Origin of the sequence: Magnetospirillum fulvum MGU-K5 (assembly GCF_000442515.1) — a bacterium.
Lineage (GTDB): Bacteria > Pseudomonadota > Alphaproteobacteria > Rhodospirillales > Magnetospirillaceae > Phaeospirillum > Phaeospirillum fulvum_B.
The window spans coordinates 20877-33559 of the sequence record NZ_AQPH01000038.1 but is presented as its reverse complement, the minus strand read 5'-3'; the positions used below and the strand labels follow the sequence as shown (position 1 = coordinate 33559).

11 protein-coding genes and 1 pseudogene are annotated in these 12683 nt (G+C 62.8%); 9 read left to right on the top strand and 3 right to left on the bottom strand.

Annotated features, from left to right (window positions below):
• A pseudogene (locus K678_RS10695) lies at positions 1 to 1046 on the top strand (hypothetical protein); the annotation flags it as partial.
• Between the two features lie 211 nt (positions 1047 to 1257).
• Complete coding sequence (locus K678_RS10690) at positions 1258 to 1518, top strand: hypothetical protein (RefSeq protein WP_021132462.1); 261 nt, start codon at positions 1258 to 1260, stop codon at positions 1516 to 1518.
• A gap of 117 nt (positions 1519 to 1635) precedes the next feature.
• Here the strand turns inward: K678_RS10690 and K678_RS10685 are convergent, their stop codons facing one another.
• Positions 1636 to 2397, bottom strand: a complete 762-nt coding sequence (locus tag K678_RS10685) for a hypothetical protein (RefSeq protein ID WP_039852784.1) — start codon at positions 2395 to 2397, stop codon at positions 1636 to 1638.
• A 146-nt stretch (positions 2398 to 2543) separates the two neighbouring features.
• Here K678_RS10685 and K678_RS10680 point away from each other — a divergent pair, with 146 nt between their 5' ends.
• From K678_RS10680 to K678_RS10670, 3 genes are all read left to right on the top strand, one after another.
• Positions 2544 to 3116 (top strand): DedA family protein, encoded by a 573-nt coding sequence (locus K678_RS10680; RefSeq protein ID WP_021132460.1) that lies wholly within the window; start codon positions 2544 to 2546, stop codon positions 3114 to 3116.
• 240 nt (positions 3117 to 3356) lie between these two features.
• Complete coding sequence (locus K678_RS10675) at positions 3357 to 4127, top strand: carbonic anhydrase (protein ID WP_021132459.1); 771 nt, start codon at positions 3357 to 3359, stop codon at positions 4125 to 4127.
• A gap of 143 nt (positions 4128 to 4270) precedes the next feature.
• On the top strand, positions 4271 to 5167 hold the full coding sequence (locus K678_RS10670) for a glycoside hydrolase family 25 protein (protein WP_021132458.1): 897 nt from the start codon (positions 4271 to 4273) through the stop codon (positions 5165 to 5167).
• A gap of 58 nt (positions 5168 to 5225) precedes the next feature.
• Here K678_RS10670 and K678_RS10665 read toward each other — a convergent pair whose 3' ends face one another.
• A complete protein-coding gene (locus K678_RS10665; RefSeq protein WP_021132457.1) occupies positions 5226 to 5726 on the bottom strand; it encodes a rubrerythrin family protein in 501 nt (166 codons plus the stop codon).
• A 160-nt stretch (positions 5727 to 5886) separates the two neighbouring features.
• Between K678_RS10665 and sodC the strand changes: the two genes are divergently transcribed.
• The 3 genes from sodC to bglX all read left to right on the top strand — a co-directional run bounded on the left by sodC (position 5887) and on the right by bglX (position 10364).
• Positions 5887 to 6417: a superoxide dismutase family protein gene (sodC, locus tag K678_RS10660; protein WP_021132456.1), complete on the top strand. Its 531-nt coding sequence runs from the start codon at positions 5887 to 5889 to the stop codon at positions 6415 to 6417.
• Between the two features lie 234 nt (positions 6418 to 6651).
• Entirely contained in the window at positions 6652 to 8046 is a 1395-nt protein-coding gene (locus K678_RS10655) for a glycoside hydrolase family 30 protein (RefSeq protein WP_021132455.1), read from the top strand.
• Positions 8047 to 8096: 50 nt separating this feature from the next.
• Positions 8097 to 10364 carry a beta-glucosidase BglX gene (bglX, locus tag K678_RS10650; RefSeq protein ID WP_021132454.1) on the top strand — a complete coding sequence of 756 codons (2268 nt, stop codon included), beginning with the start codon at positions 8097 to 8099 and terminating at the stop codon, positions 10362 to 10364.
• A gap of 66 nt (positions 10365 to 10430) precedes the next feature.
• Here the strand turns inward: bglX and K678_RS10645 are convergent, their stop codons facing one another.
• Positions 10431 to 12101, bottom strand: coding sequence for a methyl-accepting chemotaxis protein (locus K678_RS10645; RefSeq protein ID WP_021132453.1), 1671 nt, complete (start codon positions 12099 to 12101; stop codon positions 10431 to 10433).
• Between the two features lie 295 nt (positions 12102 to 12396).
• Between K678_RS10645 and K678_RS10640 the strand changes: the two genes are divergently transcribed.
• Positions 12397 to 12576 (top strand): CBS domain-containing protein, encoded by a 180-nt coding sequence (locus tag K678_RS10640; RefSeq protein WP_021132452.1) that lies wholly within the window; start codon positions 12397 to 12399, stop codon positions 12574 to 12576.
• Positions 12577 to 12683: the final 107 nt, after the last annotated feature.

The following is a 12683-nucleotide window of genomic DNA, read 5'->3' as shown; positions in this document are numbered from 1 at the left end:
AGGTGCTGACCCAGACCACCGAGGCGCTGGGGCAGCGCCTGCGGGGTGCGGGCGACGTCCTGCGCCGCCAGACCGAACAGGTGGTTGCCACCGCCGATCAGGCCGAAGCCTCGGTCAGCGGTGTCGCCGAAGCGGTCAAGGTGCAAAGTCAGGCCTTGTCCCGCGTTGCCGACGATTCAACCGAGGTGCTGCGCGCCTTTGGGGCGGCGATCCAGCAGAACGCGGTCGAACTGGGCGAAGCGGCCCAGCAGGTGTTCGCCCAATCCCAGACCGCAGGCGATGCGCTCCGCGCCATCAGCCGCGATTTCGAGGAAGGCTCGAACAAGACCGCGATCCAGGTCACCACCGCTGGCGACATGCTGCGGGCGGGCATCCGCGAATTGACCGCCGCCGCCGAGCGGATCACCGGACAGGTCCGCGCCGCCGGAGATGGGTTGCGCCGCCATGCCGTCGAGCTTCAGGAAACCACCGACCGCACCGGGGCCAAGCTGGAAGCCTCGTTCGAGATGGTGCGGACCAAATCGAACGATCTGGGCATTACCGGCGACCGGCTGGCCCAGCAGGCCGAATCCTTCACCACCGGCTTCTCGCGCCAGATCGAGCAATTGGTCAGCGCCTCGAAGCTGGCCGAAATCCGCACCCAGCAACTGGAAGAAAAGCGGGCGCTGGCCTCGGTCGAGAACTTCCTGCAAAGCGCCGCCTTCATCGTCGAGAAGCTGCAATCGCTGTCGGTCGATATCGCCCGTATCTTCAACGCCAATATCGACGAGAAGGCGTGGCGCGACTTCCATGCCGGTGACCAGAGCATCTTCGTCCGTAAGATCCTCAAGAATCTCGACCGCCATCAGATCGCCTCGATCCGCACGCGCTTTGAAGAGGATGGCGAATTCCGCGACTATGCCACCCGCTATCTGGCCGAATTCGAGGCCCTGCTCAATCAGGCGCGGAATTCCGACCATATGGATGTGCTGACCGGAACCTTTACTTCGTCCGAAGTCGGCAAGTTGTATCTGGTCCTGGCCCGGGCGCTGGGCCGTCTCGAATAGAACCGGACGCCGCATTTACAGTCCGTTAACATCATTGCGGCGACACGACACTGATCTTTTTGTTGGCAGTCTTTCGCGCCGGGCGGTACGCTTCTCTGACCCGGCGCGAGCAGGACAAAACGACGAAAGGGAGACGCATGCACGCCGAATCGCTGCGAGAAGTGTCCGCCGTCACCGCCCCCATCTGTTCCGTCGCGACGGTCCTTCAGCCATGAGCACGCCCGATATTCTGGCCTCGGTCGACGCCCTGCTGGCCGAGAAGGACTCGCTGGATTGCCGCCTCGACGAGGCCCTCCACGCCTTCGCCGAGTATGAAGAGCAGATGAACCAGCTTTGGCACAAAGCCGACGGCGACGAACGCCTGCGCCTGATGGCCGAACGCGCCCAGGTCGAGGAAACCCTGGGCATCGTCGCCATCGTCGACCGGCTCGACCAAATCCGCGCATTGCTGGCCCATCTCCGCTCGGTCTGAGAGCTGCGGAAAAACGCCGCGGCGCGCGAAGAGCGCCCAGACCCGTTCGGAGGCAAAAGCCCCCGAAGAGCGCCCGATCCGGGGTTTTCTGCACCCTGCCAAAGAACGCAGCGGCCCCTACCCCTCGGACGGCATGGTCGCGGCGGCGCGAACGGCGAAATCTCCGGCAAAGCTTTGCGGCCCGGTATGGGTCAGGCGGCTGTCGAGATCGAGCCAGATCTCGCCGCCCAGATCGCGCCAGCGGCGACAGAAGGCGTAATCCTCGCTGACATAGGCCCCGTTGACCGGATCGATCAGGCTTTCGAACAGAGCATAAAGGTGGGGGCTGGCCGTCGCTGGAGCCGGATAGGTGTGGGTGGCGCGGAACCGGGTGGCGGGATAGGCGGCAAACATCCGCTCGATTGCGCCTCGGCGAACCATCTGGAATCCGCCCCCGGCATAGATCGCGGTGGCGAAGCGGCCGTCGCGACGCAAATCCTCGCCCTGGCACAGGGTGCCGACATAGGACAGCCCGGCCGTCTGCAACGGCTCGCCGCCCTCGACGCAACGTTGGGGCAACTGCGCCCAATCGACTGTCTTGACCGGATAGAACGCGCCGCAGAATTCCTTGTCGGCATCGAGCAGACGGCGGACCTGATCCGGCTCGAACGAGATGTCGGCATCGACGAACAGCAGATGGGTCGCCTCGGGCGCGTCCATGAACGCCGCCACCAGCGTCGCCCGCGCCCGCGACACCAGCGCATCGCCGCCCAACAGCGACAGGCTGACATCGAAACCAAGCTCTGGTCCTTCGCGCAGCAGGCGGATCACCGACAACATATAAAGGTGAGTGACCAATCCGCCGTAGCAGGGCGTGGCGATTTTAACGTGAGGCCTCATTCGAACGATGTCCCAGAGCGAGAAAGGGCGATCCCCGCATCATTGCCCGAGCCGCCGGACGAGGCATCTTCTTTTTCCTCGGCAGACCCGGACTTCGGCCTTATGACTCCGAACCAACACCTCAACCCCCAAAAGGTGAAACAATTATGGAAGACCTGATCGGCCAATGGGGCTATTTGGCGATCGTGATCGGCACCTTCTTCGAGGGCGAAACCGTGCTGGTCCTGGGCGGCTTTGCCGCGCATCAAGGCGTGTTGCGGCTCGATCTGGTGATCGCCTGCGCCTTTGCCGGTTCATTCTGCGGCGATCAAGTGTGGTTCTGGTTCGGGCGGCGGTTCGGACGGCGCTGGCTCGACGCCCATCCCGGCAAGGTTCCGGCGATCGAGCGGGTGACACGGATGCTCGACCGCTGGGGCACGTGGTTCGTCCTGTCGTTCCGCTTTCTGTATGGGGTGCGCTCGGTCAGCACCGTCGCGCTCGGTCTGTCGTCGATTTCGGCGCTGCGCTTTGCCGCCCTCAATCTGATTTCGGCGGCGGTGTGGGCGGGCGCGGTCGGCTCGCTCGGCTATCTCAGCGGCAACGCGGTCGAAGCGGTGCTGGGCCGGTTACAATATTGGGAACACCGTATCCTGGTCGCCCTCGCCATTGCCGCGGCGATCTATGTCATCCACCTCCTGGTGCGGCGCTATCTCCACAACCGCACATCCACGGGGGCTTAGAGCATCGAGCGTCACACATGACGCTCGATGCGACTGCGGCCATTGCGGCCGCGGCCAAGTGCCCGGAGGGCACGCCCGGCGAGGGGACTATATGAATCATTCAAAGCGTGATGGCGGTTTAAGCCATCACGCTTTGAATCACGGCTTGATTGCATCTTGAGGGCGTTAGCTCATTGATAAATAGTTCGCCCGGCATATGTAACCAGAGATCGAGTCAACCACCGCATTCCCGGAGGTCTCATGTCTCTGAACCGCGTTTCCCTGACCGTGCTTGCCGTTGCCGCTGGCCTATTCGCCGGTCGCGCCCTGGCCGATGACCAAGCCCCGCATTGGAGCTATGAAGGGCATGGCGGCCCGGCGGAATGGGGCCAGCTTTCCCCCAATTTCGAAGCCTGCGGCATCGGCAAGGACCAGTCGCCGGTCGATATTCGCTCGGCCCTTCCGGCACGATTGCCCCCGATCAAGATCAGTTATCGAGCCCAGCCGCTTGCCCTGCTCAATAACGGCCACACGATCCAGGTCAATCAGGCCCCTGGCAATTTCATCACCTTCGAGGGCGAGCGCTACGACCTGATCCAGTACCATTTCCACACCCCCAGCGAACACACCATCAACGGCAAGGCCGCCCCGCTCGAAGTCCATCTGGTGCATAAGGGAGCCGAGTCGGGCAAACTGACGGTGCTGGGGGTGACTCTGGTCCCGGGCAAGGCCAACCCGCTGATTGGGGCGGTCTGGGCCGCAGCCCCCGCCGAAGCCGGTCCGGTCAAGGAAGTGCCCGGCGTTCGCCTCGACCCGGCGGCGCTGCTTCCGGCCAAACGCGCCTATTACCGCTATGAAGGGTCGCTGACCACGCCGCCTTGCTCTGAAGTGGTGCATTGGGTGGTGTTCAAGCAATCGATCACCGCCTCTCAGGCGCAGATCGACGCTTTTGCCAAGCTCTTCCCCAACAATGCCAGACCGCCCCAGCCGATTAACCGCCGCTTCATTTTGGAATCGCAGCCGACAAAATAACCGCCTCGCCGTCTCGGTCCCGTCGTCCCCTCCGATCACGGGACCGAGGTCTGCCGGGAAGGCATGAGCTTTAGGCTTGCCTCCCGATGACGAAGCGCCGACTTTCCCGCTGGCCTGCACCGGCGCAGGGAGGAAAAGGCGGCATGACGGTTTCTCGGCGGATGGCATTGATGGGATTGGCGGCCACGGTGGCGGGATGTACCTCGCCGCCGCGTCTGGCGCGTTCTCCCTCCTCCTCCGCATCCGCGATTCCCGGCGCACCGGACGATCAGGGCCAGTTGGTCCCGCAACCCCGCCGCCGACCACCGGCGGTTCCGGCTTATGTTGACGATCCGGCGCTGATCGGACTCGATGCGGTGATCGACATCAGCCATTTCAACCGGGTCAGCAACTTGGCCCTTGCCCGATCGAGCAGCAATATCCTGGGGGTGATCCACAAGGCCACCGAAGGCTATGATTGGGTCGATCCGCTCTACGCCCAGCGCCGCGCCGCCTGCGAAGCCGCCGGAATGCTGTGGGGAGCCTATCATTTCGGCACCTTTGAGCGCCCCGGAGCCGAACAGGCCCGCTCGTTCCTGGCGGCGGCCCAGCCCTCGTCCGACACCCTGCTGGCGCTCGATCTCGAACTGAACGACCGCAATCAGTCCAATTCGATGGACATCGTCCGCGCCGAGGATTTCGTCCGCACCGTTCTGATGGCGACCGGGCGGCTGCCGATCCTGTACATCCATCCCGCCTGGGCCGATGGCGAGGCGATGGGAGGACGCGGCCGCACCCTGGGGGGCGCGATCCGCCCCGGCTCGATGCTGGCCGCCTGCGATCTGTGGCTGGCCGATTACCGGGCCCAGCCGGAATTGCCCAGCGCCTGGGTCGGTCGGGGATGGCGGCTGTGGCAATATGCCGGTGACGGCACCAGCGGCGGACCGTTCAAACCGCGCACCCGTCAGGTTGCCGGGATCGAGAAATGCGACCGCAATCTGTTCGCGGCGGATCAGGCAACCCTGATCCGGTATTGGAAACGGGGGAACAGAACCGGCTGATCCCCCGTTGTCCGCACCGTCGCTCGTACCAACCGACCAAATCGAGGGTTGGCCGGTATCAGACGATTTCGGTGAACTTCTCGGCGCGGGCCTTGCACACCGGACAGTGATCGGGCACATCGCCGATCACGGTATGGCCGCACAGGGCGCAGACCGAGATCTTCGCATCGGCCAGATCGGCCCCGGACGAAACGGCATTCAACGCCTCGGTAAACAGGCCGTGATGGATTTTCTCGACCGCCATCGCGTTCTTCAGCGAGATCGTCGCCGCCTTGGCCCCCTCGGCCTCGGCGGTGGCGACAAAGCCGGGATACATCTCCTCGAACTCGTGCCGTTCACCGTCGATCGCCGCCTTCAGATTCTCGACGGTAGCACTAACCCCACCCATCGCGCGGAAATGAGCCAGGGCGTGGACGGTCTCGGCCGCCGCGACGGCGCGGAACAGCTTCGCCACATGAGGAAAGCCATCCTTGGCGGCCGCTTCGCCATAAGCGAGATATTTACGGTTGGCTTGACTTTCGCCCGCAAACGCCTCGGCAAGATTATCTTTGGTGGTCATCGCGTGTTCCCCTGACGTGTGCCGGTCTATACTTTCGGCAGAGAGGCGCATCCTACCCGAAACCAACCCCCGTGGAAAATGCGGATTGAAAACCGGCGACGAAGACGACACCTGTCCAAGGCCGCCCGCGCTTCTCGCGGGCTTTGCGGGGAGACGCGACATGATGAAATCCGCTGCCCTTGCGTTTGGACTTCTTCTGGCCGCCGGGTCCGCCCAAGCGGAAAGCCTCAGCATTCCGGTCAATCGGGTCGATGCCACCGGCATCGGCGAATCGATCGGAATGATCCAGGCCAGCGACGGACCCGAGGGACTGGTGCTGGCCCCCAAACTCGTCGGCCTGCCGCCGGGTCCACACGGCTTCCACCTGCACGAATTCCCGTCCTGTGCTCCCAAAGAGCAAGATGGCAAGCCGGTCGCGGGCCTGGGGGCGGGGGGACATTTCGACCCCGATAAGACCGGAATCCATCGCGGGCCGTTCGACCGCGGCCATCGCGGCGACCTGCCCGCTTTGGTCGTCGCCGCCGACGGAACCAGCGGGGCGCCGCTGCTGGCGCCGCATCTGAAGCTGTCGGACCTGCGTGGTCACGCCCTGGTAATCCATGCTGGCGGCGACAGCTACACCGACCAGCCGCTGCCGCTGGGCGGCGGCGGAGCGCGGCTGGCCTGTGGTGTGATCCCGGCCGCCCGCTAGACGATCTGGCTGGGTCCATGGCCGTGTCGGGGATGGCTTGTCTGGCCACCGCATCCCGACACGGTCGAGGCTGGGTCCATCGACCGACTGATCCCCTATGGCCGCACCACCCGTATCGTTCGCGCCAAGGCGAAGGCAACCGATCGGCCGCAACCATCTGCAAAACCAATATATTCGACGATCAAAACCGGATAATCTGATCATTCAGGAAGATCTTGCGAGGTTTTGATCACAGTGCCGATCGAAAAATCGTCCACCGCTAAAATCCAGCGATCCGACCAACGGCTAACCACCTGGATCACCTCCGGCGACAGACGATTTCTTCTGTCCGAACAAAGCGGCCCGGTTCCCGGAAGCGCCAGCCTTCCGACAACCCCGATCAAGATTGATACCGGCAAGGCCTATCAGCCGGTGCGAGGCTTTGGCTTTTCCCTGACTGGCGGCAGCGCCCTTTTGATTTCGCGCCTTGAACCGGCCCTCAGGATGACTTTGCTGCGGGAACTCTTTTCGCCCGAAGGGATCGGAATAAGCTGCCTGCGTCTGACGATGGGCGCTTCTGACCTCAGCCCTTGCGCCTTTTCCTATGATGATCTTCCGGAGGGCTCTCGCGATCCCAACCTGGAACAATTCGACCTGTTCGCCGGTGACCCCGATTTAGTCCCCGTCCTTCAGGACATCGTAAAGATCAATCCCGACCTGTTCATCATGGCCTCGCCCTGGTCGGCACCGGCATGGATGAAGACCAACGGACGCTTCATCGGTGGCGAACTGAAGCCCGAATGTCACGATGTCTATGCGCGCTATTTCGTTCGATACCTTGCCGCCATGCGTGAGCAGGGCATCAATATCCGGGCGATCACCGTGCAGAACGAACCGGGCAATGAAAAAAACGATCCCAGCATGGTGATGGGCGCGGAACAGATGGCGGAGTTCATCGGCCAATTCCTGGGGCCCGCGCTGCGCCAAGCCGGGTTAGAGACCGAGATTTATTGTCACGATCACAATTGCGACCGGCCGGATTATCCACTGGCGGTTCTCGCTGATCCGTCCGCCAACCGCTACACACGTGGGGCGGCCTTCCATCTGTATGGTGGAGATATCTCCGCCATGACACAAATCCACGACCGCCATCCCGACAAAAGCTGCCTCTTCACCGAACAATGGGTCAGCGTCCATGATTCGTTCGAGGGAGCGTTGATGTGGCATAGCGAGCGGGTGCTGGTCGGGGCCTTGCGCAACTGGGCCGAAATCGTTCTGGAGTGGAATCTGGCGTCCGATCCGACATGTAATCCGCACACGCCGGGCGGCGAGAAGAATTGCCTGGGCGCCTTGACGCTCGACGGTCAGACCGTGACGCGCAACGTCGCCTATTACCTGATCGCCCACACCGCCAAGTTCATCCCACCGGGATCGCGGCGGGTCGAATCGGATCAGAACGCGATCCTTCCCAACGCGGCCTTTCTGACTCCGGATGGGCAAATCGTGGTCATTGCCGTCAATACCGACGATACCCCCCGCCGTCTTACTCTGTCCGATGCCGGGCACGGCTCCGCGCCGTATCCGGTCGATCTCCCGGCCAAATCGCTGGTCACATGTGTCTGGGAGTTACCCCCCGGCCTCGCGTCATGACATGAAGATCGAGATAGAACCGTCACTCCTACGTTTTAAAGGCGCAAGCGATGAAAGACAGACATGCGGTTCAGGACAGCGCGTCGATGACGACCTTCATCGACGAACTCATGTCAAAAATGTCGCTTAAGGAAAAGATCGGTCAGCTCAATCTGTTGACGTCGAATATTCCCATCGACCAGGGCCGGGCCGACGAAATCCGCAAGGGTGAGGTCGGTGGATTGCTCGGCGGCCTCATCGATTGCACCTTCGGGATCAACGGCCCGGCCCCGTTGCGCGCGATCCAGGAGATCGCCGTCCACGAATCTCGGCTGGGCATCCCTCTCCTGCTCGCCTTCGACGTCATTCACGGCCACCAAACGGTCTTTCCGATTCCGCTGGGCCTGTCCTGTTCATGGGATATGGACCATGTCGAGACCACGGCGCGCATCGCCGCCCGCGAAGCCTCGGCCAGCGGCATCAACTGGGTTTTCTCGCCGATGGTCGATATTGGGCGCGACCCGCGCTGGGGCCGGATCGCCGAAGGGTCGGGCGAAGATCCGCATTTGGGATCGGAAATCGCCCGCGCCATGATCCGGGGACTTCAGGGCGAGGATCTGTCCAGTCCCGACAGCGTGATGGCCTGCGTCAAGCATTTCGCCGGTTACGGCGCGGCAGAAGGCGGACGGGACTACAACAACGCGGATATGAGCTACACCCGGTTCCTGGACATCTACCTGCCGCCCTTCCTCGCAGCCGTAGAGGCCGGAACGGGATCGGCGATGATGTCCTTCTCGGCGCTGAACGGCGTGCCGTCCCATGCCGACCGCGAACGCCTGGAACAGGTCTTGAGCGGAGTGCTCAAGGTTTCCGATTTCAATGGCATTCCCGAAATGATCGCCCACGGCATCGGCGACGAAGAGGGACAGATCGACGAAGCCGACCCGTTGCAAACCCTGTCCGAACGAGCGCTCCGGGCCGGAGTGCAGATGGACATGATGGGGCATGGCTTCGCCACAAGGCTGGAGAAGGCGCTCGCGGCGGGCCGGATTGGTCTGTCGCAGATCGAGTCCGCCTGTCGAGCCGTTCTGAAGGCAAAGTACGCGCTGGGCCTCTTCGACGCCCCGTTCGCCCGGTTCGACGAAAAGAAGGCGGTGCACAGCATTCTGGCCCCGGACTACCGCCGCACCGCCCGCGAGGTCGCCGGGGATTGCTGTGTCCTGCTCAAGAACGAAAATGCCCTGTTGCCGCTGCCGAAATCGGGGATCACCGTCGCCGTCATTGGCCCGCTGGCGGACGATCAGAAAAACGTCCTGGGCCCCTGGAGCTTCCAGGGTGATAGCCACACTGCCGTCTCGGTTCTGGACGGCATCCGTAACGTCGCCGGAGTTAAGACGGTATACGCCAAGGGCGCCAATATCGTCGAAGACCGTCGCATGGTCGACCTGCTCAACTTCGCCGGTCCCAAGGTCGATCTCGATCCGCGCGACCCTGAAGAGATGATCGCCGAGGCCATCCTCGCCGCAAACGCGTCCGACGTCGTGGTTGCCGTGCTGGGCGAGGCGGCGGAAATGTCGGGAGAATCGGCCTCGCGGCTGGATATCGGGATTCCCGACACTCAGCGCAGCTTGCTGAAGGCCCTGGCCAAGACCGGAAAACCGATCGTGTTGGTCACCATGAACGGGCGGCCCTTGACGCTTCCCTGGGAAAAGGACCACATCCCCGCCATTCTGGTTTCGTGGTTCGGCGGCATGGAAGCCGGAAACGCCATCGCCGATATTCTGTTCGGCGAACGCAATCCGAGCGGCAAGCTTTCGACGACTTGGCCCAGTCACGTCGGGCAGGTGCCGCTGTCCTATTATCACGCGAACACCGGCCGCCCCGGCAATCCCGACAAAGACCCCGGTAAATACACCACCCGCTGTTACCTGGACGGCTCCTCCGAACCGTTGTTCCCGTTCGGCTTCGGCCTCAGCTACACCAGCTTTGCCTATGGCCCGGTCGAAGCCGACAAAACGGTCCTGACGGGCGACGACGATGTTTTGACCGTCTCGATCACCGTGACCAATACCGGAGGCCATGACGGCGCGGAGGTCGTGCAGATGTACCTGACCGACCCCGTGGCGAGCGTTGTGCGCCCGGTCCGGATGCTGAAGGGGTTTCAGAAAATCTGGCTGCGGGCGAGCGAGACAAAAACCGTGTCTTTCCGCATTACAACCAGGGACCTTGAATTCTGCGATTCGCGGCTACGGCCTGTCTGGGAGGCGGGTAAGTTCGTTATTGGCATCGGCACCAACTCGAACGACCTGAATAAAGCCGAGGTTTTCTGGAACAAATAGAAATATTCGCAGGCAGTTTCCACAGGAGCCTTGGCCTCGTCGGGGCCAAGGCTCCTGATCCGTGGTTTAGAGCCGGACGCGGGCCAGCAAGTGCCCGACCGCCTCGTGCAGTCCCGCCGCCTCGGCGGTGACACGCCCCGCCCCACCCCGCAACGCAGCGGCGGACTGGTCGGTTTCGTCGGCGTCGTGACGCAAGGCGACAATGTTGGCCGAAACCGATTCGGTGCTGCGCGAGGCGGACTGAACCGCGCGGGCAATCTCGGCGGCGGCGGCACCTTGCTCCTCGATCGCAGCGGCAATCGCCGTCGCGATGTCGTTGACCGAATCAATCGTCGCCAGGATCGTCTGGATCGAGGCGGCGGCGTGCTTGGCCTCGGCCTGGATCGTCGAAATCTGACCGGAAATCTCTTCGGTGGCCCGGGCGGTCTGGGTTGCGAGCTGTTTGACCTCGCCCGCGACGACGGCAAAGCCCTTGCCCGCCTCGCCCGCGCGAGCCGCCTCGATCGTCGCGTTCAGCGCCAACAGATTGGTCTGGGCCGCGATATCGTTAATCAGGCTGACCACCGCACCGATCCGATCGACCGAACTGGACAGACCGCCCACCAAATCGCTGCTGGTACGGGCTTCGGCAACCGCCTGACCCGAGACATCGGTCGACCGGGTTACCTGACGGCCGATCTCGCTGATCGAGGACGATAATTGCTCGGCCGAGGCCGCCACCGCCCCCACCGATACCGATGCCTCGCCTGCCGCCCCGGCAACCTCGGCCGCACGCCGGGCGCTTTTCTGGGCGGTGACGGCCAGCGCTTCGGCGGTGCTCTCCATCTCGCCCGCTTGCTGCGACAGCCGCCCGATCACCGCACCGACGGCGGATTCCAGATCGTCGGCAATGCCCAGGACCGCCGCGCGGCGGGCGGATTGGGCATCGTGGGCGGCGCGGTCGTTCTCGGCCCGCAGCCGGGTCATCTCAACCAGAGAATCGCGGAAAGACGCAAGGGCGCGGGCGAGATGGCCGATCTCGCTGCGATCCTGCTCATAACCGATCACAATCGCGTGATCTCCGGCGGCGACACGCTCCATCCCGCTGGCCAAGTGGCGCAGGGGGCGGATGATCCCGCGAGCGACCAACGCCGCTCCCAGCGCGATCAACAGCAGCACCCCGCCGACCAACCCGCCGGCCGCCAGCGAGCGGGCGCGGAACTCCGCCTCGACATCATCGACGTAAATGCCGGTGCCGATCACCCAGCCCCACGGCTTGAAGGTCTGAAGGTAAGACAGCTTGGCGGCGTTGATGTCGGTGCCGGGGCGACGGCCGACATATTCGACGAAACCGGCACCGTTCCGGCGAGCCGTTTCGACAAACGTGACATACATCAACTGCCCCGCTGCGTCCTTCAGCCCCAGCACCGAGGTCCCGATCGCCTTGGCCCGATGCGGGTGCATCAGCAGAATGCCGTCGAGATCGTTGATCCAGAAGTAATTGTCACCGGCATAGCGCATCTCGCGAATCCGGTCCAACGCCAGGGTCTGGGCCGCTTCGACGCTCAGTTCGCCGCTGCGGACCCGAGCCTCGGCGGCGGCGGCGACGCTGACGGCCAGTTCGACCACTTCGCGGGTCTTGATCCGGCGCTCTTCCATCATGCTGTCGCGGGCGCTGACCAGCCCCAACGCGGCGATAACAACCATTCCGGCGACCGAGGCAATCACGATCAGCGTCAGGCGTGCACCAATACCCATAATTTCATCCCCTCTCCGTCACTCTCGGAGCAGGCTTCCGGGTGATCGATCAATTATCGACATATCGGTATATTGCCTAATTAGAGTCAAGAACCGAGGCAAAACCCTCTGCGGACCAGGGAGAGATTATCCGCGTAGTTTCTACGGATACAAACTTGATCGCGAATACGGAAATAATCCAACTATTATAAACAAATTGCAGGCATTTTAACTCGGTCCGACTCCAAAATATGGGTGCGCTCGACCGACAGCCCGCTATGATAGAACTACCATTGGTATTAGGGGAAAAACCGTAATGACCGATCCCAATCCCGACCTGATCAGCGCCGGCAATATTGCCAAAGAGCTAGGTGTTTCCGACGCGAAGGTAAAAAAGGCCATCAAGGACCTTGGCCTCCTTCCTGCCGCGAAACGAGGCGTTTGCAGCTTCTACGATCGCGATGCCGTCGCCCGGATCAAGGAAACGGTTCGCTGACAAAGCGCCAGCACACTTGCACTGAAAGGCGCGTCTAACTATATCTTTAGGCATCGTCCAAAGGGCAAGGCACGCTCTGCGAAAGCGACTCCTAGGTGAAGCGCTCT

Excerpts from the sequence above, each read along its gene's own strand:
- K678_RS10680 (WP_021132460.1), top strand. The coding sequence starts at position 2,544 with ATGGAAGACCTGATCGGCCAATGGGGCTATTTGGCGATCGTGATCGGC.
- bglX (WP_021132454.1), top strand. The coding sequence starts at position 8,097 with ATGAAAGACAGACATGCGGTTCAGGACAGCGCGTCGATGACGACCTTC.
- K678_RS10640 (WP_021132452.1), top strand. The coding sequence starts at position 12,397 with ATGACCGATCCCAATCCCGACCTGATCAGCGCCGGCAATATTGCCAAA.
- K678_RS10665 (WP_021132457.1), bottom strand. The coding sequence starts at position 5,726 with ATGACCACCAAAGATAATCTTGCCGAGGCGTTTGCGGGCGAAAGTCAA.
- sodC (WP_021132456.1), top strand. The coding sequence starts at position 5,887 with ATGATGAAATCCGCTGCCCTTGCGTTTGGACTTCTTCTGGCCGCCGGG.
- K678_RS10675 (WP_021132459.1), top strand. The coding sequence starts at position 3,357 with ATGTCTCTGAACCGCGTTTCCCTGACCGTGCTTGCCGTTGCCGCTGGC.
- K678_RS10670 (WP_021132458.1), top strand. The coding sequence starts at position 4,271 with ATGACGGTTTCTCGGCGGATGGCATTGATGGGATTGGCGGCCACGGTG.
- K678_RS10685 (WP_039852784.1), bottom strand. The coding sequence starts at position 2,397 with ATGAGGCCTCACGTTAAAATCGCCACGCCCTGCTACGGCGGATTGGTC.
- K678_RS10690 (WP_021132462.1), top strand. The coding sequence starts at position 1,258 with ATGAGCACGCCCGATATTCTGGCCTCGGTCGACGCCCTGCTGGCCGAG.
- K678_RS10645 (WP_021132453.1), bottom strand. The coding sequence starts at position 12,101 with ATGGGTATTGGTGCACGCCTGACGCTGATCGTGATTGCCTCGGTCGCC.